General features: G+C 69.3%; 16 protein-coding genes. 6 read left to right on the forward strand and 10 right to left on the reverse strand.

What is annotated here, in order from left to right; genetic code table 11:
* Position 1 precedes the first annotated feature (1 nt).
* Positions 2–4,180: a HAMP domain-containing protein gene (locus ACTWPT_RS35770; protein ID WP_443181937.1), complete on the reverse strand. Its 4,179-nt coding sequence runs from the start codon at positions 4,178–4,180 to the stop codon at positions 2–4.
* Between the two features lie 462 nt (positions 4,181–4,642).
* Here ACTWPT_RS35770 and ACTWPT_RS35775 point away from each other — a divergent pair, with 462 nt between their 5' ends.
* Entirely contained in the window at positions 4,643–5,845 is a 1,203-nt protein-coding gene (locus tag ACTWPT_RS35775) for a PP2C family protein-serine/threonine phosphatase (protein WP_443181938.1), read from the forward strand.
* Between the two features lie 122 nt (positions 5,846–5,967).
* On the opposite strand, the gene ACTWPT_RS35780 is transcribed toward ACTWPT_RS35775, so the two are convergent.
* The 3 genes from ACTWPT_RS35780 to rho form a co-directional block, all read right to left on the reverse strand.
* Entirely contained in the window at positions 5,968–7,734 is a 1,767-nt protein-coding gene (locus ACTWPT_RS35780; RefSeq protein ID WP_443181939.1) for a prolyl oligopeptidase family serine peptidase, read from the reverse strand.
* Between the two features lie 144 nt (positions 7,735–7,878).
* Entirely contained in the window at positions 7,879–8,967 is a 1,089-nt protein-coding gene (locus ACTWPT_RS35785) for a putative RNA methyltransferase (protein ID WP_443181940.1), read from the reverse strand.
* 123 nt (positions 8,968–9,090) lie between these two features.
* On the reverse strand, positions 9,091–10,197 hold the full coding sequence (rho, locus tag ACTWPT_RS35790) for a transcription termination factor Rho (protein WP_443181941.1): 1,107 nt from the start codon (positions 10,195–10,197) through the stop codon (positions 9,091–9,093).
* 396 nt (positions 10,198–10,593) lie between these two features.
* Between rho and ACTWPT_RS35795 the strand changes: the two genes are divergently transcribed.
* The 3 genes from ACTWPT_RS35795 to ACTWPT_RS35805 are packed head-to-tail and all read left to right on the forward strand — an operon-like array spanning position 10,594 to position 12,015.
* The gene (locus ACTWPT_RS35795) at positions 10,594–10,746 is read left to right on the forward strand and encodes a hypothetical protein (RefSeq protein WP_443181942.1); all 153 of its coding nucleotides are present in this window, start codon (positions 10,594–10,596) and stop codon (positions 10,744–10,746) included.
* Between the two features lie 10 nt (positions 10,747–10,756).
* Positions 10,757–11,500 carry an MBL fold metallo-hydrolase gene (locus ACTWPT_RS35800; protein ID WP_443181943.1) on the forward strand — a complete coding sequence of 248 codons (744 nt, stop codon included), beginning with the start codon at positions 10,757–10,759 and terminating at the stop codon, positions 11,498–11,500.
* Between the two features lie 41 nt (positions 11,501–11,541).
* The gene (locus tag ACTWPT_RS35805) at positions 11,542–12,015 is read left to right on the forward strand and encodes an NUDIX domain-containing protein (protein WP_443181944.1); all 474 of its coding nucleotides are present in this window, start codon (positions 11,542–11,544) and stop codon (positions 12,013–12,015) included.
* On the opposite strand, the gene ACTWPT_RS35810 is transcribed toward ACTWPT_RS35805, so the two are convergent.
* Positions 11,983–13,884 carry a sensor histidine kinase gene (locus ACTWPT_RS35810; RefSeq protein WP_443181945.1) on the reverse strand — a complete coding sequence of 634 codons (1,902 nt, stop codon included), beginning with the start codon at positions 13,882–13,884 and terminating at the stop codon, positions 11,983–11,985. The two genes, ACTWPT_RS35805 and ACTWPT_RS35810, sit on opposite strands and share 33 nt — an antisense overlap.
* Positions 13,885–13,946: 62 nt before the next feature.
* On the opposite strand from ACTWPT_RS35810, the gene ACTWPT_RS35815 reads away from it, so the two are divergent.
* On the forward strand, positions 13,947–14,366 hold the full coding sequence (locus ACTWPT_RS35815) for a hypothetical protein (RefSeq protein WP_443181946.1): 420 nt from the start codon (positions 13,947–13,949) through the stop codon (positions 14,364–14,366).
* On the opposite strand, the gene ACTWPT_RS35820 is transcribed toward ACTWPT_RS35815, so the two are convergent.
* Complete coding sequence (locus ACTWPT_RS35820; protein ID WP_443181947.1) at positions 14,367–14,717, reverse strand: hypothetical protein; 351 nt, start codon at positions 14,715–14,717, stop codon at positions 14,367–14,369.
* Positions 14,718–14,791: 74 nt separating this feature from the next.
* On the opposite strand from ACTWPT_RS35820, the gene ACTWPT_RS35825 reads away from it, so the two are divergent.
* The gene (locus ACTWPT_RS35825; RefSeq protein ID WP_443181948.1) at positions 14,792–15,319 is read left to right on the forward strand and encodes a DUF6886 family protein; all 528 of its coding nucleotides are present in this window, start codon (positions 14,792–14,794) and stop codon (positions 15,317–15,319) included.
* On the opposite strand, the gene ACTWPT_RS35830 is transcribed toward ACTWPT_RS35825, so the two are convergent.
* The 4 genes from ACTWPT_RS35830 to lysS are packed head-to-tail and all read right to left on the reverse strand — an operon-like array spanning position 15,285 to position 19,190.
* The gene (locus ACTWPT_RS35830; protein WP_443181949.1) at positions 15,285–16,256 is read right to left on the reverse strand and encodes a ketopantoate reductase family protein; all 972 of its coding nucleotides are present in this window, start codon (positions 16,254–16,256) and stop codon (positions 15,285–15,287) included. The genes ACTWPT_RS35825 and ACTWPT_RS35830 overlap by 35 nt on opposite strands.
* 19 nt (positions 16,257–16,275) lie before the next feature.
* Positions 16,276–17,004 (reverse strand): glycosyltransferase family 2 protein, encoded by a 729-nt coding sequence (locus ACTWPT_RS35835; RefSeq protein ID WP_443181950.1) that lies wholly within the window; start codon positions 17,002–17,004, stop codon positions 16,276–16,278.
* A gap of 60 nt (positions 17,005–17,064) precedes the next feature.
* Positions 17,065–17,592: an AAA family ATPase gene (locus ACTWPT_RS35840; RefSeq protein ID WP_443181951.1), complete on the reverse strand. Its 528-nt coding sequence runs from the start codon at positions 17,590–17,592 to the stop codon at positions 17,065–17,067.
* Positions 17,589–19,190, reverse strand: coding sequence for a lysine--tRNA ligase (lysS, locus tag ACTWPT_RS35845; RefSeq protein ID WP_443181952.1), 1,602 nt, complete (start codon positions 19,188–19,190; stop codon positions 17,589–17,591). Before lysS ends, ACTWPT_RS35840 begins: the two co-directional genes overlap by 4 nt.
* Positions 19,191–19,210: the final 20 nt, after the last annotated feature.

Consider the following 19,210-nt stretch of genomic DNA (forward strand, 5'->3'; position numbering starts at 1 on the left):
ATCACGACCCTTCGACTGATGAGTCGGATGTGGCTCCACGGCCGCGGCTCAGCCAGCCGCGCAGGCGTTCGAGCAGGCGGTCCACGTCGACCGGCTTAGGCACGTAGTCGGACGCGCCCGACGCGATGCTCTTCTCCCGGTCGCCCCGCATGACCTTGGCCGTCAGCGCGATGATCGGCAGGTCGGCGAACTGCGGCATGCGCCTGATCGCCGAGGTCGTGGCCCAGCCGTCCATCTCCGGCATCATGATGTCCATCAGCACGAGCGCGACGTCCTCGTTCCGTTCGAGCTGCTCGATCCCTTCCCGGCCGTTCTCAGCGTAGACGACTGTCGAGCCGTGCCGCTCCAGCACGCTGGTCAGCGCGAACACGTTGCGGATGTCGTCGTCCACGATGAGGATCTTCGCGCCGTTGAGCGGGTCGTCACCCTGCCACTGGGTGGGCGTCTCCATCGGCGGCTCGACCAGCTCGGGCATCGGCAGGTCGAGCGGCAGCGGCGGCTCGGGCGCGAGGATGCTGGCAGGCTCGTCCGCGGGCGAGGCCATCAGCTGCCGGCGTCCCGCGCCGCCGTCGGTGGCGGCCAGCGGTCCGGTGTACGAGGCCGGCAGGTAGAGCGTGAACGTGCTGCCCTTGCCCAGCTCGCTGTCCACGTGGATCTCGCCGCCGAGCAGCCTGGCGATGTCCCGGCAGATGGCCAGGCCCAGGCCCGTGCCACCGTATTTCCTGCTCGTCGTGCCGTCGGCCTGCCGGAACGCCTCGAAGATCACGTCCCGCTTGTCGGGCGCGATGCCGATGCCCGTGTCGATCACCTGGAACGCCAGCAGGTCCCTGGCGTCGTGCAGCGTGTCGTCGTCGAAGTCCACCCCGGGCGGGGCCACCGCGACCCGCAGCTTCACCTCGCCCCGCGGCGTGAACTTCACCGCGTTGGACAGCAGGTTACGCAGCACCTGCTGCAGCCGCTGCTCGTCGGCGCGCAGCTCGTTGGGCACGTCGGACTCGACGCCCACGCTGAACGACAGCCCCTTGTCCTGGGCGAGCGGCGCGAACGCCGCCTCCAGCAGATCGACCATCTTCGGCAACGACACCTGGATCGGGTGGATGTCCATCCGGCCCGCCTCGACCTTCGACAGGTCGAGCATGTCGTTGATCAGTTGCAGCAGTGCCGATCCCGCGCTGTGGATCGTCCGGGCGAACTCGACCTGCTGCGAGGTCAGGTTGCCCTCGGCGTTCTCGGTCAGCAGCTTGGCCAGCACCAGCAGGCTGTTGAGCGGCGTGCGCAGCTCGTGCGACATGTTCGCGAGGAACTCGGACTTGTAGCGCGAGGACACCGCGAGCTGCTCCGCGCGCTCCTCCAGCGTGCGGCGGGCCTGCTCGATCTGGAAGTTCTGGATCTCGATCGCGCGGTTCTGCTTGGCCAGCAGCGCCGCCTTGTCCTCCAGCTCGGCGTTGGACCTGCGCAGCTCCTCCTGCTGGCGCTGCAGCTCGTCGGAGCGCTCCTGCAGCTCGCGGGTGAGCCGCTGCGACTCGGTCAGCAGGTCCTCGGTGCGCGAGTTGGCGATGATCGTGTTCATCGTGACACCGATGGTCTCGACGAGCTGCCTCAGGAAGTCCAGGTGCACCTCGCCGAACGGGGTGAACGAGGCCAGCTCCAGCGTGCCGAGCACGCGGCTCTCGAACAGGATCGGCAGCACCACGATCTGCGCGGGTGTGGACTGGCTGAGCCCGCTGTCGATGGTGATGAACTGCGGCGGCACGTCGTCCAGCACGATGGGCCGGCCTTCGGCCGCGGCCTGGCCGACGATGCCCTCGCCGATCGCGAACCGCTGACGCGGCGCCCGGTCGGGGCGTACGCCGTAGCCGCCGATCAGCACCAGCTCGTGGTCGCCCTCGGGGTCGATGCCGTAGAAGGCGCCGTAGCGGGCCGACACCAGCGGCGTCAGCTCGCTCATCGTGAGCTTGGCCACCTCGTAGAGGTCGCGGTGGCCCTGCATGAGCCGGGAGATGCGGGCCAGGTTGGACTTGAGCCAGTCCTGCTCCTGGTTGGCCTGGGTGGTCTCGCGGAGGTTGGCCACCATCGAGTTGATGTTGTCCTTCAGCTCCGCCAGCTCGCCCTGCGCCTCGACGGCGATCGAGCGGGTCAGGTCGCCGCGGGCCACGGCGCTGGTCACGGTCGCGATCGCACGCACCTGCGTGGTGAGGTTGCCGGCCAGCTCGTTGACGCTCTCGGTGAGCCGCTTCCACGTGCCCTCGACGCCCTCGACCCGGGCCTGGCCGCCCAGCTGGCCTTCCGAGCCCACCTCGCGGGCGACTCGGGTGACCTCGGACGCGAACGACGACAGCTGGTCCACCATGCGGTTGATGGTGGTCTTCAGCGCGAGGATCTCGCCCTGGGCGTCCACGTCGATCTTGCGCATGAGGTCGCCGTTGGCGACCGCGGTGGTGACCTCGGCGATGTTCCGCACCTGGTACGTCAGGTTGTTGGCCATGAAGTTGACGTTGTCGGTGAGGTCCTTCCACACACCCGATACGCCCTGCACCCGGGCCTGGCCGCCCAGCTGGCCCTCGGTGCCCACCTCGCGGGCGACTCGGGTCACCTCGGAGGCGAACGACGACAGCTGGTCCACCATCGTGTTGAGGGTGTCCTTCAGCTGCAACATCTCGCCCTGGGCATCGACGGTGATCTTCTTCGAGAGGTTGCCCTGGGCCACCGCGGACGAGACTGCCGCAATCTGGCGCACCTGAGAGGTCAGGTTGTTGGCCATCGAGTTGACGTTGTCCGTCAGGTCCTTCCAGACCCCGGACACACCGCGGACCTGTGCCTGGCCGCCCAGCTGGCCCTCGGTGCCCACCTCGCGGGCGACTCGGGTCACCTCGGAGGCGAACGACGACAGCTGCTCGACCATCGTGTTCATGGTCGACTTGAGCTCAAGGATCTCGCCCTGGGCGTCCACGTCGATCTTGCGGGTGAGGTCGCCGTTGGCCACGGCCGTGGTCACCTGGGCGATGTTTCGCACCTGGTACGTCAGGTTGTTGGCCATGGAGTTGACGTTGTCGGTGAGGTCCTTCCAGACCCCCGACACGCCCTTCACCTCGGCCCGGCCGCCGAGCTTGCCCTCGGTGCCCACTTCGCGGGCGACTCGGGTGACCTCGTCGGCGAAGGAGGACAGCTGGTCCACCATCGTGTTGAGGGTGTCCTTCAGCTGGAGGATCTCGCCCTGCGCGTCGACGGTGATCTTCTTGGACAGATTGCCCTGGGCCACCGCCGTCGCCACGGTCGCGATGCTGCGCACCTGCGAGGTGAGGTTGTTGGCCATGAAGTTGACGTTGTCCGTCAGGTCTTTCCAGACCCCGGACACGCCGGTGACCTGTGCCTGGCCGCCGAGCTGGCCTTCGGTGCCGACCTCGCGGGCGACTCGGGTGACCTCCTCGGCGAAGCCGGACAGCTGGTCCACCATCGTGTTGACGGTGTTCTTCAGCTCGAACATCTCGCCCACGGCGTCGACCGTCACCTTGCGGCTCAGGTCGCCCTTGGCCACCGCCGTGGTCACGACCGCGATGTCGCGCACCTGGGCGGCGACGCGCGAGGACATCGTGTTGACGGCCTCGGTGAGGTCGCGCCAGCTGCCCGACATGCCGCGCAGGTTGGCACTGCCGCCGAGGCGGCCTTCGGTGCCGGCCTCGCGGGCCACCCTGGTCACCTCGGAGTTGAACAGCGCCAGCTGGTCCACCATGCCGTTGATGGCCTTGCCCAGGCGGCGCACCTCGCCACGGGCCGACCGGTCGAGGTCGATGCGGCGCGAGAGGTCGCCCTTGGCAACCGCGTCGATGACGTCGGCCGCGCCGCTCACCGGGCTCACCAGGGCCTCGATCAGCTGGTTGACCGACTCGACGCTCTCCGCCCACGCGCCCACGCCGGGGCCGGGCGTCAACCGCTCGCTGAACCGGCCCTCCTTGACCACTTCCTTGCGGACGCGTACAAGCTCGTTGGACAGATGCTCGCGACGATCGGCCACCTCGTTCAGCAGCAGCCGTATCTCGCTGAGAATGCCGGGAGGCGCATGAGGCACCCGACGCCGGAAGTCGCCGTCACGCCAAGAGAAAAGCGTCTCCAAGACGGGCACGAGATCCGATTCGGTGTACGTCCTCTCCTCGGGGCTTGGCGCGGTCTTGGCCGTGGTCATGGGGCCTCCTTCACTCGCTGCCTGCCTCGGCGAGTGATTCAAGTCTGTCACGATGAGTAGCTCGTAGTCCTGTCCTTGGATTTACCCCAAGTCAGTGGGAAGTGTGGTAGGCACGTTGGGATGACTGCTTCTCCCCATGCGGTGCTGGCCGCGACGTTCGCGCCCGGCGAGACCGCTGTGACGGCTGCTATGAGGTTCACGCGTGAGGTGATGACCGCGTGGGCCACCGGTGGCGTGCTCCATACCGCCGAGCAAGTCGCGGGGGATTTGGCGGAGCAAGTCGCTGACGAGCCATTTGAGGTCATTTGGAAGCATTTCGGGGACGCCGTACAGGTCGAATTCCGCCAGCGAAGCGTCTCCCAGAGTGATCCGAAAGCTCCTTCCGCGAACGTTGAAGAGTGGGGAGTCACCTTCTCGGGCGATTCCCGTGTCCATTGGGCTAGGCTCACGCTACCTGGCTCCGTGGACAGGGTGGCAGCCGAATGGCTGGAGGAGAGGTCCACCGGACCTCATTGGTTGGGGTTCCTGGCTGACGCGAGCGACTTGCTCGCGGGCACTCTCGACCCCGACATGGTGCCGGCGATCATTGCCCAGATCGTGGTGCCCAGGTTGGCGACCTGGTGCGCCGTCTACACGTCCGACGGCGCCGCCGGACCGCTGCGGCTGGTCTATCTGTGGCATGCCGACGAGGCGAGGATCGACGGGCTGCGCGAGCAGCTGGCGGACATGGACATCGACGCCGCCGACACCAGCGTCACCTCCACCATCCACCTGGCCGACTCGCAGGTGCTGGCGGTGCCGCTGACGGCGCGCGGCCGCGGCCTCGGCATGATGTGCCTGGGCCGGCCCGACCGTTTCCGCGACGAGGTCATCCAGTTCGCCGACGACATCGGCAGGCGCGCCGCGCTGGCCACGGACAACGCCCGGCTCTACGCCCAGCAGGCCGCCGCCAACCGGGCGCTCCAGCGTAGCCTCCTCCCGCCCAACGAACCCGACGTGCCGGGGCTCGACTATGGCGTCATCTACGAGCCCGCCGGCGAGGCCAACGAGGTCGGCGGCGACTTCTACGACCTGTTCAAGGCGGGCGACGACTCGTGGCGGTTCGCGATCGGCGACGTCTGCGGCACCGGCCCGGAGGCCGCGGCCGTGACCGGCCTCGCCCGGCACACACTGCGGCTGCTCGCGCGGGAGGGGTATGGTGTGGCCGCCGTGCTCGGCCGGCTCAACCAGGCGATCCTGGAGGAGGGGGAGCGGGCCAGGTTCCTCACACTGCTGCACGGGGACATCACCCCGGTGCAGACCGGTCTGGAGATCCGCCTGGTGTCGGCCGGGCATCCCGAGGCGCTGCGGCTCAAGCCGAACGGCAAGGTCGAGGCCGTCACCACGCCCCAGTCGTTGCTCGGGGTCTTCCACGAGGTCGTGTTCGAGGCCGACACTGTCCATCTCGACCACGGCGACGTGCTGCTTGCCGTCACGGACGGGGTGACCGAGCGGCGCTCCGGCGGGCGCCTGCTCGACGACGACGGTGGCCTGGCCAAGCTGCTCGCCGAGTGCGCCGGGCTGTCGGCCAGGGCGGTGGCCGAACGCATCCGCAGGGGCGCGGCCGAGTTCGCCTCCGAGCCGAGCGCCGACGACCTCGCCATCGTAGTGCTGCGCGCCCGCTGACGCGTGGGCGGCGTGGTGCTCGATGGGGACCTCCCGGTATACGGCGGTGCGCGCGATCGTGACAGCGGTAAGGCCCGACGGTCAAGACCGCCTGGTCGACAACTCTTTACAGCCTGTCAACCTCAGTGTGAATTCACGTGCTTTCGCGCGAATTCGAGCTGCACCGCGATCTGCGCGATCCGCTCGGACACCACGAGCGACCCGCGAATGGCGTCGTAGGTGTAGACCTCGTGCTCGCGGCCGTGCTCGGCGAGCTTGGCCACGTACTTCTCGATCTGGCGGAGCGGGCAGCGTGTGTCGTTCTCGCCCGCGAGGATCAGCAGCGGGGCCTTCACCTGGTCGGCGTACGTGATCGGGGAGCTGGCGGCATACCGCTCGGGCTGCTCGCTGGGCGAGCCGCCGAGCAGCGCGCGGTGGTAGGCACGCAGGCTCTCGGCCTCGTCCTCGTACGAGGTCTGGTGGCAGGCGATCGGGACCGCCGCGATGCCGGCCGCCCATGACTCGGGCTGGGTGCCGAGGCCGAGCAGCGTGAGATAGCCGCCCCATGCCGAGCCGGCCAGCACCAGACGGTCCGGGTCGGCGATGCCGCGCTCGACCACGCAGTGGCGTACGGCGGCGACATCGGCGAGCTCGATGTGCCCCACGTCGCCGTGCAGCGCGTCGCGCCAGGCAGAGCCGTAGCCGGTCGAGCCGCGGTAATTGACCCGCACCACGGCGAAGCCCGCGTCCACCCAGGCCGCGACGCTGGGCGAGAAGGCGTCGCGGTCGTGTGCCGCCGGCCCGTGGTGCAGCAGGAAGACCGTGGGGTGGGGCGCGGTGCCGGTCTCCGGCTTGGAGATCAGCGCGTGGATGCGGCCGCCCTCGCCCTCGACGTCGATGTCCTCGACGGGCACGCTCGGCGGCGCGGGCGGCCCACCGGGGTTGACCACGACCTGTCCGTTGCTGGAGCGGATGACCGGCGGGCGGGAGGCGCTGGACCAGGAGTACTCGACGTGGCCGCCGGGCCGGGGAGCCGCCTCGTCGATCACGCCGTGCGGCGTGTCGATGAGGGTCAGGCCGCCGCCGGCCAGGTCGTAGCGGTGCAGGTAGCTGCGGGCCCGGTCGCCACGCAGGATCAGCAGGCCGCGGCCGTCGTCGTACCACTCGGCGTCCAGGTCGCCGGAGTCCCTCAGCCAGATCTCGCGCTGTTCGCCCGTCACCGGGTCCCATACCAGGGGTTCGTGGCGCTGGCGGCGCTCGTGCAGGGCGAGCAGGCGGCGGTCGCCCACGACGGGGGCGAAGCGGAGCCCGAGCACGCCCTTGCCGGGGCCGTCGTAGAGCTCGCTGACGGTCTCGCCGTTGGCACGGACGACGCGGAGCGCGGGGTGACGGAAATCGCCATATTCACCGTGATTTATCGCTATTAGCGAGCCGTCGAGGGACATGTCGCACACCCATGCCGCCTCGGTGTGCTCGTAGAGCAGCCGGTCCGGCTCGCCCTCGCGTACCAGGTGAATGCGGAACGTGCCGTCGCTGGCGAGGCTGATCGCCGCGACGCCGGTCGTGGACAGCGCGATGCCGCCGGGCTGGCCGAGCGGCAGGCTCGGGGCCACCGGCTCGTCGGGGCCGCCGGTGAACGGCTGGCGCATCCATCCGCCGAACTCGTCGCCCTCGGTGTCGGCGAACCAGTAGATCCACTGGCCGGTGGGGTCGATGGCGGCGTGCGCAGTGCCCTTGGGCCGGTCGGTCACCTGCCGGATGGTGCCCGTCACCCGATCCCAGGCGTAGACCTCCCACTTTCCCGTGGCGTTGGATCGGTAGATGGAGCGGTTCGGTGCCTGACGCGCCCAGGAGGGCAGCGTCATGCGCGAGGCCCGGAACCTGGCCTGCCAGCGTTCCTCCGCCTTCATTCCGCGCGCCCCCTCCCGTTGATATCCCGCGTGTCCCGGCCCGGGATGCCGTCCAGTATTGCGCCTGCGCCGGGGAAATACTCAGGGAATGTGGGGGAATTTCGGTCTAAATACCCCATCAGTAACACCAGTCGCACATGCCCGTCAAGGAGCAGGACTTGATCGGGGTGCGGGCTCGAAGGTAGATAGGTGAAAAGCCGCGTGCGTTACTACTTTCTGCTGACTTTTCGTGACTTCCGCGACTTTCGGGTCCTTTGTGGCATTTCGGGAGACATATCCTGCGATGCGCTCCTCAAGGTCGGCCACGTCGGTGTGCCAGGCACTCGGGCCCATCCCGACCACCTGGGCGATGTCGCCGGGGCTCAGCTCCATGTCGAACTCGATCGAGCGCCGCCCGGTCTCCGCGAAGCCCTCCATGCTGCGCGCGACCCTGCGGTCCTTCTCCTCGTCCACAGAAAGCAGTCCCAGCTCCTCGACCAGCGGGCTCAGATGCGTCCGCGCGGGCGTGACGACCACCACGACGCCGTCCGACCGCAGGATCCTCTTGAACTCGGGCCCGTTTCTGGGCGCGAAAACGTCGATCACCACGTCGGCCACCCCATCTCGGATGGGGAGCGGCCGCCACACGTCGGCCACGAAGGCTCCCGCCCTCGGATGCACCCGCGCCGCCCGGCGTACAGCGTGCTTCGACACATCGAACGCCATCCCGATGCCATCGCTCACGGCATTGAGCACGGTCGCCAGGTAGTGCCCGGTTCCCGCGCCGGCGTCGACGATCACCGGTGCGGTCCTGCCCTCCGCGCGGCGACCCTCGACGTCCCGGTCAGACACAGGACCTCCTGCTGGTCCCACGCCGTAACCGGCCTCCATTCCCGCCCCACGGTACGCCCTCAGCTCCCCGCCGTCATCCGTTTCGGTAGGAGACTCACGTTCTAGTGGAACGTTCTCGCCTCCGATGCGCTCCCGTACCGCTCTGCGGTGTTCCCGTACGGTCTCCGCGACGGCGTCGGCGAGCGGGGCGTAGTGGCCGGCGTCGAGGAACTCCGCCCTCGCGGCCACCATCGCCGCGCTGTCCGCCGTCCCGGGCGGCCTCGACCCGACGAGCAGGCTGACGTACCCCTGCCTGGCCACGTCGAACGCGTGCCCGTTGGCACACCGCAACGCCTCTTCGTCCAGCCGCACGCCGGCGCGGCAAACGGGGCAGATGAGGTATTCGACGATGTCAGCCAGCATGCGGCCCATTCTGGTGCACCGGGCCCGACGGGTGACGCTGGTCCGCTGGGCGGGCGCAGGCCCGGCGAGTGGCGCCGGCTTGTTGCGGTGTGGCTCTGCGACGCGGGGCGGCCGACACGGGGGTCAGGCGGCTGCCGCTTCGAGGAGGAAGGCGGCGTTGGAAGACGTGGAGCGGAGCTTGTCGACGAGGACCTGCAGTCCTTGCTGCTTCTCCAGCCCGACGAGCATGCGCCGCAGCCGCCAGACCACCTTCCGCTCCTCCGCGTGCAGCAGGATCTCCTCCCGCCGCGTGCCCGAGGTCTCCAGGTCCACGGCCGGGAACAGCCGCCGCTCGGCCAGCTCGCGGGCGAGGTGCAGCTCCATGTTGCCCGTCCCCTTGAACTCCTCGTACAGGTTGTTGTCCATCCGCGACCCCGTGTCGACGAGCGCGGTGGCGAGGATCGTGAGCGAGCCGCCGCCCTCGACGTTGCGGGCGGCGCCGAAGAAGCGCTTGGGCGGGTAGAGCGCGCGGGCGTCGATGCCGCCGGTGAGCACGCGCCCGCCGCCGGGCGCCAGATTGTTGTACGCCCGCCCCAGCCGGGTCAGCGAGTCGAGCAGCACCACGACGTCCCGCCCGGACTCGACGAGCCGCTTGGCCCGCTCGATGGCCAGTTCGGCGACGGCGGCGTGGTTGTGGTCGGGGTGGTCGAAGGTCGAGGAGAAGATCTCGCCCGCGATGGTGGCCCGCATCTCGGTGACCTCCTCGGGCCGCTCGCCCACGAGCACCACCATGAGGTGCACCTCGGGGTGGTTACGGGTGATCCCGGCGGCCATCGCCTGCAGGACCATGGTCTTGCCGGCCTTGGGTGGCGCGACGATGAGGCCGCGCTGTCCCTTGCCGATGGGTGCGAACAAATCGATGACGCGCGTGCTGAGCGACTCGGTCTCGATGGTGAGCCGCTCGGTGGGGTGCACAGGCGTCAGGTCGGCGAACCTGGGCCGCTCGCGCCACTGCGTGTCGCCGTTGACCGACTCCACGCGGGCGAGCTTGTTGCCGGCGAACGAGGCGACAACGTGGTCGCCCGGCCGCAGGTCGAACTGCTTGATTTTCTCGGGAGTAACGCGCACGTCACCCGGCTCCGGCAGGTGCCCGGCCCGGAGGAACGCGGATTTGTCGCGTATGTCCAGGAGGCCGCTCACCTGCCGCACGGGCGCGTCCGCGCGCTGTTCAGGAATGGTGTGCACAGACATGGTGAAACCCCTTTGGGGGAATGCGCCGGACCCGTGAAGGCCGGCGAGTGGTGAAAGGAAGCCGAGCCCCTCAACGGGAGGCGAGGCTGAGATCGAAGATCAGCGGAGCTGTAGCTCAACGCTGGTTGGAACATACCACACGATCTGACCCACTAAACGCCTAGCCCTCTTGGGCTATTCCCGGGCGATTCTTGGGTCTTCGCGCACAAGCACGGGACACGCCGCGTGACAATGTTCTTCTCGACACCGTACTGCGCGGAAAATTACCGCGGCCGGTGTATCGAAGGGCACAGAGCCCCCATCAGCGCAGCGTCATCGTGTCAAGTGACATGCAGGACCCCTGCAACTCGGTGAGGGTTCCATAGGACCGACAGCAACTCCTTGGGGGAGCGCACCATGAAGACCATCAACCACTGCCCGCGATGCCACCACGAGCTCGACGAGGGCCCGATCATGTACCGGTGCTCGAACTGCCGCCGCGCCGTCTACGCCGCCGACCTCGAGAACGAGTACGCACCGCACCACCACCGCGAGCCTGTCGCCGCCTAGTCTTGGGCGCGTGCCGCATCAATCGATAAACGTGTCCGGCGTCGAGGTGACACCGCTCTGCGACGCCGTGGGCCCGATGGGGTCGGCGATCCGCCGCCCGCTCGCCGAGATGTTCCCCGGTTCGGGGCTCCGGGACGAGCCGTGGGTCCTGCACTTCCACTGCTATCTGCTGCGTTCGGCGGCAGGCCGCCTCACCCTGGTCGACACCGGCATCGGCGGCGCCGACTCCCTGGCGTCGAGCTGGGCGCCGGTTCCAGGAACGATGGCCGGCGAGCTGGCCGCGACCGGAGTCACGCCCGCTGACATCGACACCGTCGTCCTCACCCACCTGCACAGCGACCACGCCAGCGGCGTGGTGACCGACGACGGCAGGCCGGCGTTCGAGAACGCGCGCCATGTGCTCCAGCAGGCCGAGCTGGACGCCGCGGCGGGGCCCGTGTTCGACCGGCTGCTCGCCCCGATCAAGGGGCAACTGCACGTTGTGGAGGGCCAGGCCGAGGTCGCGCCCGGAGTCCACGTGCACCTCACGGCGGGGCACACGCCCGGCCATCAGATCGTCCGGGCCGGCGACGTGGCCATGACAGGCGACCTCGTCCTTCATCCCGTGCAGCTCGACGACCCCGGCGTGCGTTACCTCTACGACGACGACCAGGAGGCGGCCGCACGCACCCGCGCCGAGGTGCTCGACGCGCTCAGGGCCGAGCGGGCCATTCTCGCCACCGCCCACTTCAGCGAGCCTTTCTTGCGTCTCTGAGAAGGACCAAGCACTGCTTCAGGTTCTGCCATAGTGCCGGTGTGAATGATTTCTGGGCCACGATCAACCGCGTGATCGCAGGGGCGGCGGCGTACATCACCGACGAACGAGGCCGGGTCCTGCTGGTCGATCCCAACTACCGCGAATACTGGTCCTTCCCCGGCGGCATGATCGACGCGGGCGAGCATCCGGCGCAGGCGTGCGCCAGGGAGGTGGCCGAGGAGGTCGGGCTCGAGGTGGAGGTCGGCAGGCTGCTGACCGTGGACTGGGTGGACGGGGTGCCGAACGTGCCGTACCCGGTGGTCACCTTCCTGTTCGACTGCGGCGAGGTGGCCTCCGACACGCCGATCACGCTGCAGACCGAGGAACTGGACGGCTACGGGTTCTTCACCGCCGAGGAAGCCGCGCGGCTGCTGCGGAGCCACGCCCACAAGCGACTGCTGGCCGCCGCGGCCGCCCGGGAGTCCGGCGGGATGTCGTATCTAGCGCCCAGTCATGACCGGCTGGCCGGATAGGAGCGCGGAGGGCAGGCCCACCATCGCGGTCAGGCCGCCGTAGGGCGAGGGCGACAGGGTGACCTTGATGCCGTGCCGGGCCGCCAGCCTGCCGACCACGAACAAGCCGAGCCGGTCGCTCTGCGCCAGGTCGAACTCCGGCGTCGTCGTCAGCCGGTCGTTCAGCTCGTCGAGCTCGGCGCGGGGCAGACCGAGCCCCCGGTCCTCGACCTCGACCATCAGGCCGTGCGAGGTCGCCGTGCTCCGCAGGTCCACCCTGGTCTGGGGCGGGGAGAACAGCGTGGCGTTCTCGATCAGCTCGGCCATCAGGTGGGCCACGTCCGTGACCGCCGAGCCCAGCAGCGAGACCGGCGGCGTCTGGAGCACCTCGACCCGCTCGTACTCCTCCACCTCGGCCACGGCCGCGCGCAGCACGTCGTGGATCGGCACCGGGTTGCGCCAGCCGCGGCCCGGGACCTGGTCGGAGAGGATGATCAGGCTCTCGGCGTGCCGGCGCATGCGGGTCGTGAGGTGGTCCAGCTTGAACAGATCCGCCAGCAGCTCCGGCTGCTCGGCCGCCCGCTCCATGCTGTCGAGCTGGAGCAGCTGCCGGTGCAGCAGTGACTGGTTGCGCCTGGCCAGGTTCACGAAGACCTGGCTGACGCCGTGCCGCAGCCTGGCCTGGTCCACCGCGGCCTCGACGGCCGTGGACTGCACGTGGTTGAACGCCTGGACAATGTCGTCGACCTCGGCGCTGTGCGTCCTGACCTCGAGTGGCGCGATCTCGGCCGGCGTGGGCGCGGCCGTGTTCGTACGCAGCCGCTTGACCAGCCCGGGCAGCCGTACCTCGGCCAGCTCGGTGGCGGCGTCGCGGAGCCCGGCCAGCTCGCGCACCAGGCGCTTGCGGAAGCGGAACGAGAGCATGATCGAGGCGATGACGGCGACCAGGCCCACGCCGCCCGCCACGCCGATCTTGACCAGCATGCCGATGGCCGTCGGGGTGACCCGCTCCGTGATGCCGGCCACGGCCGCGGCCTGGTTGCGCTCGACGGCCCGCCACAGGTTCTCGGCGTCCACGGGCCAGGTGGCGGCCGTCGCAGGCAGGCCGTTCGCGGCAGCCTGCCCCCTGATGGCGTCCTCCGCCTGCAGGAACTCCTGGTAGACGGGCGAGGCGGACAACGTCTCGTACGGCCCCCGCAGGCCGGAGTCCAGGTACGAGAGCGCCTGCGCGAACAGCAGCCGCCTGGTCGCGGCCATCCCCGTGAACGCCTCCCGATCCCTGGGATCCACCTGGCCCTTGGCCAGCACCACGGCGATCATCGCCCGTTCCCTGGACAGCACGTCCTTGGCCTCGCCCAGCATGGTGATGGCCTTGGCCTGCTGATAGAGCGCCATGTCGGGGACCAGCACCATGGCGTCGTACATGCGGAAGGACGCGTCCACGATCTGGCTGTAGCCGTCGATCACGTCGAGCGGCGCGACGCTCGCGCCGTCCACGTCCTTGCGGACCTGAGCGAGCTGGTCGAGCTTGCCGTTCAGCGCGTTGAGCTGCGCGGTCATCTCGGGCGACAGGTCGCGCAGGTTCTTGATCAGGCTGCGGAACGTCACCACGGCCCGGTCGGTCTGGCCGCGCCGCTTGGCGAGCGCGTCCGCGCCCCGCCCGCTGACCAGCAGCTCCACGGAGGACAGCCGCTCCTCCTGCAGCGCGATGTTGACCTGCTCCGACGGCGTGGCCAGGTTCGTGACCAAATCGTTGATCGAGAGCAGGCGGACACCGTCCGCGCCGGTCAGGCCGGCCGCGAACGCCCACAGCCCGACGAGGGACAGCAGCGGGACGAGCAGCAGGATGAGGAGCTTCACAGCAATGGGACGGCCACGCTTGGGGGGCATGCGACCTCCGGGTGCATGATGAGATCGCCTCGCAGATTACACCCCCCTTTGGAAGGATTTCTGTGCGTCTTCCGCGTTCTTTCTCCGGCTGGACCATCGCGGTCTTCGGATTCCTCGCCTTCGCCTTGGGGCTGCTCGGGCTGATCTCGCCTGGCACGCAGCTGTCCATGCTGGGTTTCGAGGTGCTCGAAGTACGGCCGGCCGGCGACTATACGGCGGTTTTCATGGCCGCTTCCTCGATGGCGGCGGTGAACATGGGCGTCTACTACATGTTCGCGGCGTCGGCGGACTACACGCCGTTCTTCCGTTGGACCGTGCCGTTCAGGCTCGTGACGTTCACCGTCTTCACCACGCTGGTGGTGACAGGGACGGCGCCGTCGGGGTTCTTCGGCGTCGGGCTGTGGGAGGGGCTGGGGGCGTTGATCACGGGGTTCGCGCTCTGGCGCGAGGGCAAGCTGATGCCCTCGCGCCAGGCGGCCTGATCACGGGTTGTCGGGGCCGCGGGCCACGAGACGGTCGCCGGTCGTGCTCTCGCGTTCCAGCCGCCGTTCCAGATCGCGTTTCTCGTCCTCCAGCCGGGCCACCTCGCTGGAGGCCTCGGCCCTGGCGCTGCGCAGCCTGCGGCGTTGCCTGGCCGTCCGGCGCGAACCCGAGCCCAGCATCCAGAGTCCCAGCGCCAGGACGGCCATGGTGACCGCGCCCGCCAGGAACATCTCCAGGTGGTTGAGCTCGAAGGTGTATCCGAACAGGATGTACCTGGAGCTCTCCTCGGAGAGGACCAGGGCAACCGCGCCGCCGGCGAGCAGGACCAGGAGAAGACCCAAAAGAATCATCCAACTCACCCCTTGTCGTCAGAGCGCGGTTCACCTTCCCCGAAGGCGCCGGGGTATGCGCGAGGATGACGTTCATGAGACCCGAGCCCGGACAGGTGCTGCACTTCTCCGAGGACCCGACGATCGAGCGGTTCGTCCCGCATGTGGCGCCCACGAGCGCGCTGACCGAGCCGTACGTGTGGGCGGTCGACCACGACCGCTGCCCCGACTACTGGTTCCCCCGTGCCTGCCCGCGGGCGATGGCGTGGGTGGGTCCCCGCACCACAGAGGAGGACAAGGCCCGGATCATCGGACTGGGCTGCGGTGAGCGGGTGCACGCGATCGAATACGGCTGGCTCGACGCCCTCAGGGACGTCAAGCTGTACGCCTACCGCCTGCCTGCCGATGACTTCTTGCCCATCGGCGACCCGCCGAGCGCGGTGGTCGCGAAGGTGCCGCTCGAGCCGCTGGGCCCGCCCGAGCGCGTCGGCGACCTGTTCGAGCTGCACGAAGAGGCGGGGATTCAGCTGCGGGTGCTGCCCAACCTGTGGGCGTTCTGGCAGGAGGTGATCGAGAGCACGCTGGAGTTCAGCGGGATTCGGCTGCGCAACGCTCGTCGATGAGCGTCACCAGCGTCTCCAGCGGCATCGAGGCGGGCGGGAGCTTCTCGCGGGCGTGCCGGTTCGCCTCGCGCCGCAGCACCTCGTTGACCGGGGTGGGCATGCCGTGCAGGCGGCCGAGCAGGACGATCTCGCCGTTGAGGTAGTCGGCCTCGATGGAGCCGCTGGCCCTGGCCAGGCTCTGCCAGGACGAGCCGCCGCCGCGGGCGACGCCTTCGATGGGACGCACGTCCACCTGGTGGCCGCGTACCTGGGCCTCGTCCTCGGGGGTGGAGTAGGCGATGCCGGCCTTGTCCAGCACGTCCATGGCCTCGGCACGGACCCGGTTCACGACCGCCGCCATACCGTCGGGGTGGCCGACAAGAGCCTCCACGGCGTTGGCGAGGTTGCCGAGCAGCTTGCCGTGCTTCCAGCGCATCACGTCGGGGACCGTACGGGCCAGGAGGCCGTGCTTGCCGAGGTCCGTGACGATCTGCGCAGCGAGGTCGTCCACACCTTGTGGATAGCGTCCGACGTGCAGCATGCCCGAGTAGGGGTGGGCGTGGGCGGCGATCACGCCGGGCTCCAGGTGCTGGGCGGGCAGCCACACGCACATGCCGTAAACGCGGGAAAACCGCCGTAGGACCGTGCGCTCGTTGTCGACGCCGTTCTGGGCGCACACCACGGGCAGGTCCGTCGGCCAATCGGCCAGCGCGGCGATCGTGTCCTGGGACTTGGTGGCCAGGATCAGCACGTCGTTGTCGCGGGCCGGCACGGGGCCGTCGGCGGCGGGGATGTCGAGGGTCTCGGTGGTCTCAGGGGTGATCAGGCGCAGGCCGTCGCTCTTCAGCGCCTCGTAGTGCGCGCCTCTCGCGATGAGGAGAACGTCGTGCCCGCCTTGGTACAGGCGGGCACCAATGGTTCCACCAACGGCTCCTGCTCCGATCACTATGTAGCGCATTGTCCGAGGATGTCATCCCTCATTTGGCAAGTGCTACCTGGGTCTGCGTCGTCACGGCGGTGCCGCGCGTACGTTCCCGCATGATCGTCTTGAGGACGCGCCAGCCGTCGCGGACGGCGTTCAGGTTGCTGACGCCGTAGATGCGGGAGCGCTCGTGGCTGGGGACCTCGCGGATGACGAGCCCGGCCTGGGCGGCGCGGACGTTCATCAGCGTCTCGATTTCGAAACCGTCGCAATCGAGGTCAAGGGCCTCCAGGTGGCGCGTCCAGAAGGCGTTGTAGCCATAGCAGAGGTCGGTGTAGCGGGTGCCGTAGAGCAGGTTGGTCAGCCCGGTGAGCACCTTGTTGCCGAGCGAGCGCCACGGGCTGAGGTCGTCGGAGCCGCCGCCGGGCGCGTACCTGGAGCCCTTGGCGAAGTCGGCGCCGGCGAGCAACGTGTCGACGAAGGAGCGGATCTCACGGCCGTCCGTGGAGCCGTCGGCGTCGATCATCACGATGATGTCGCCCCTGGCGGCTTGGAAGCCCTCGATGAGCGCGTTGCCCTTGCCGCGCCGGGTCTGTACGACGACCCGCAGGTCGGGGCGCAGCCTCCGCGCCACGGCGATGGTGTCGTCGGTCGAATTGCCGTCGACCAGGATCACCTCGTCGATCCAGTCGGGCAGCGTGGCGAACACATGGGGAAGGTTCTCGGCCTCGTTCATCGCGGGAACGATGACACTGACGCTGGCGGCGGAAAGCTGCTTGTTCATGAGAACAAGGTCCTCCTACATACATGCAACGCACTTGAAGTCCCCTTGCATTGGTCTACCTCATGCGATTCTGGCCTCTTCCGCCCGTGCGATGATCTCGGCCACGGTCTCGTCCGGCGTCTGCCGCGAGGTGTCCAACCACAGGCCGATGCGCGGGGTCTCGCGGCGGAGCGCCTGGTCGAGCGCTGCCACGGTCCAGTCCCCGTAGCCGGTCTTGGCACGCTCCCCCTCGCGGCGCTCCACCGCGGCCTGGTCGGGGGCGAGCACCACCACCTGCAGGGGCCGAGTCCGGATCCATGTCACGAAGCGCTCCAGATCCGCGCCGAGCACGACGTCCTGCACGATCGCGGTGAAGCCTGCCTCGGCGTACTGGTCGGCCACGGCGGCCGCGATCCGGTAGCGCAGGTGGAGCTGGCGCGTCGCCTCGTCGGCGAGCTGCGGGGTCATCTCGGCCCGGCCGGAGACCACCATGCGCCGGAAGGTGTCCCCGCGTACATGGGCGGCCCGGGGCAGCCGCTCCGCCAGGGCCTGGGCCACAGTGGACTTTCCCGAGGCGGAGATGCCGGTGATCAGCACGGCGCCGGTCACGCGCCGACGAGCTTCCTCACCCGGTCGGCGCCGACGGCGAGCAGGAGCGTGGGGAGCCGCGGGCCGGTGTCGCGGCCGACCAGCAGCTTGTAGAGCAGGGCGAAGAAGGCCCGTTGCGCGGCCTTCAGCTCCGGGGTGGGATCGGCGTCGGCGGGCAGCCCCGCCTGGAGCTTCGGCACTCCATACACGAGCGTGGTCAGCCCGTCGAGTGACCAGTCGTCGAGGCCGTCGGCCAGCAGCCGCAGCGACTCCCGCTCGCTCGCGCCGAGCGAGTCGAGCAGCTGCTCGTCCGGCGACTCCCGCACCCGCGTGCGCTGGTCGGCGGGCAGGTGGGCGTCGACCCAGTGCTGCGCCCGGTCCAGGCGGGGGCGGGCCGCGTCGAGGTCGCCGATCCCGTCGAGGTCGCGCAGGATCCGCAGGGTCTGCTCGGTGTGGCCGGTCGTGATGTCCACGATGGAGGCCAGCGTCCGGTACGGGACGGGGCGCGGGGTGACGGGCAGCGGGCCCTCGGCCGTGTGCACCGCCCGGTCGTACGCCGCCAGCTCGGCGGGCTGGGCCTGGCCCGCGGCCACCTTGCGGCCCAGGGCGTCCCACTCGTCGTAGAGCCGGTGGATCTCCTGGTCGAAGGCGATCTTGAAGGACTGGGCCGGCTTGCGGCGGGCGTACAGCCAGCGCAGCACGGGCGCCTCCATGATCTCCAGGGCGTCGGCCGGCGTCGGCACGTCACCCTTGGAGCTGCTCATCTTGGCCATGCCGGTGATCCCGACGAACGCGTACATGGGGCCGATCGGCTGCTTCCCGTCGAACACGTCGGACACGATCCGGCCGCCGACCGTCCACGCCGAGCCAGGGGAGTGGTGGTCGACGCCGGACGGCTCGAAGATCACACCCTCGTACGCCCACCGCATCGGCCAGTCGACCTTCCACACCAGCTTGCCGCGGTCGTGCTCGGCCAGCCGGACGGTCTCGCCGAAGCCGCACTCGCAGGTGTAGGCCAGCTCCGTGGTGGCGTCGTCGTAGGCGGTGACCGTCGTGAGGTCGCGCCCGCACAGGTCGCAGTACGGCTTGTACGGGAAGTAGTCCTCCACCTGCTTCGACCGGTGACGCGACAACACGGCGTCGATCGCGGCCCGCTCGCGCACCGCCAGCAGGATCTGCTCCCGGTAGACCCCCGAGGTGTATTGCTCGGTCTGGCTGATCATCCGGCACTGCACGCCCAGCTCGGCCATGGCCTCGATCATGGGCGCCTTGAAGTGCTCGGCCCAGTTGGCGTGTGTGCTGCCCGGCGGGGCGGGCACCGACGTCAGCGGCTTGCCGATGTGCTCGGCCCACGACGGGTCGATGCCCGCGGGCACCCTGCGGAAGCGGTCGTAGTCATCCCAGGACAGCAGGTGCGTGCACGCGACCCCACGCCGCCTGATCTCGTCGGCGACGAGGTGGGGCGTCATGATCTCACGCAGGTTGCCCAGGTGGATCGGTCCGGACGGGCTCAGGCCGGAGGCGCAGACGATGGGGGCGCCAGGTGCGCGTTTCTCCGCCTCGGAGATCACTTGGTCCGCGAACCTGGACACCCAATCGGTCTCGCCACTCGTAGCCATCGGGCCATTCTCGCGGTTCC

The organism is Nonomuraea sp. 3N208 (assembly GCF_052245935.1).
Classification (GTDB): domain Bacteria; phylum Actinomycetota; class Actinomycetes; order Streptosporangiales; family Streptosporangiaceae; genus Nonomuraea.

Coding starts and splice junctions, on each gene's coding strand:
- ACTWPT_RS35795 (WP_443181942.1), top strand. CDS start 10,594: ATGAAGACCATCAACCACTGCCCGCGATGCCACCACGAGCTCGACGAG.
- ACTWPT_RS35770 (WP_443181937.1), bottom strand. CDS start 4,180: ATGACCACGGCCAAGACCGCGCCAAGCCCCGAGGAGAGGACGTACACC.
- ACTWPT_RS35810 (WP_443181945.1), bottom strand. CDS start 13,884: ATGCCCCCCAAGCGTGGCCGTCCCATTGCTGTGAAGCTCCTCATCCTG.
- ACTWPT_RS35835 (WP_443181950.1), bottom strand. CDS start 17,004: ATGAACAAGCAGCTTTCCGCCGCCAGCGTCAGTGTCATCGTTCCCGCG.
- ACTWPT_RS35785 (WP_443181940.1), bottom strand. CDS start 8,967: ATGCTGGCTGACATCGTCGAATACCTCATCTGCCCCGTTTGCCGCGCC.
- rho (WP_443181941.1), bottom strand. CDS start 10,197: ATGTCTGTGCACACCATTCCTGAACAGCGCGCGGACGCGCCCGTGCGG.
- ACTWPT_RS35780 (WP_443181939.1), bottom strand. CDS start 7,734: ATGAAGGCGGAGGAACGCTGGCAGGCCAGGTTCCGGGCCTCGCGCATG.
- ACTWPT_RS35830 (WP_443181949.1), bottom strand. CDS start 16,256: ATGCGCTACATAGTGATCGGAGCAGGAGCCGTTGGTGGAACCATTGGT.
- lysS (WP_443181952.1), bottom strand. CDS start 19,190: ATGGCTACGAGTGGCGAGACCGATTGGGTGTCCAGGTTCGCGGACCAA.
- ACTWPT_RS35820 (WP_443181947.1), bottom strand. CDS start 14,717: ATGATTCTTTTGGGTCTTCTCCTGGTCCTGCTCGCCGGCGGCGCGGTT.
- ACTWPT_RS35825 (WP_443181948.1), top strand. CDS start 14,792: ATGAGACCCGAGCCCGGACAGGTGCTGCACTTCTCCGAGGACCCGACG.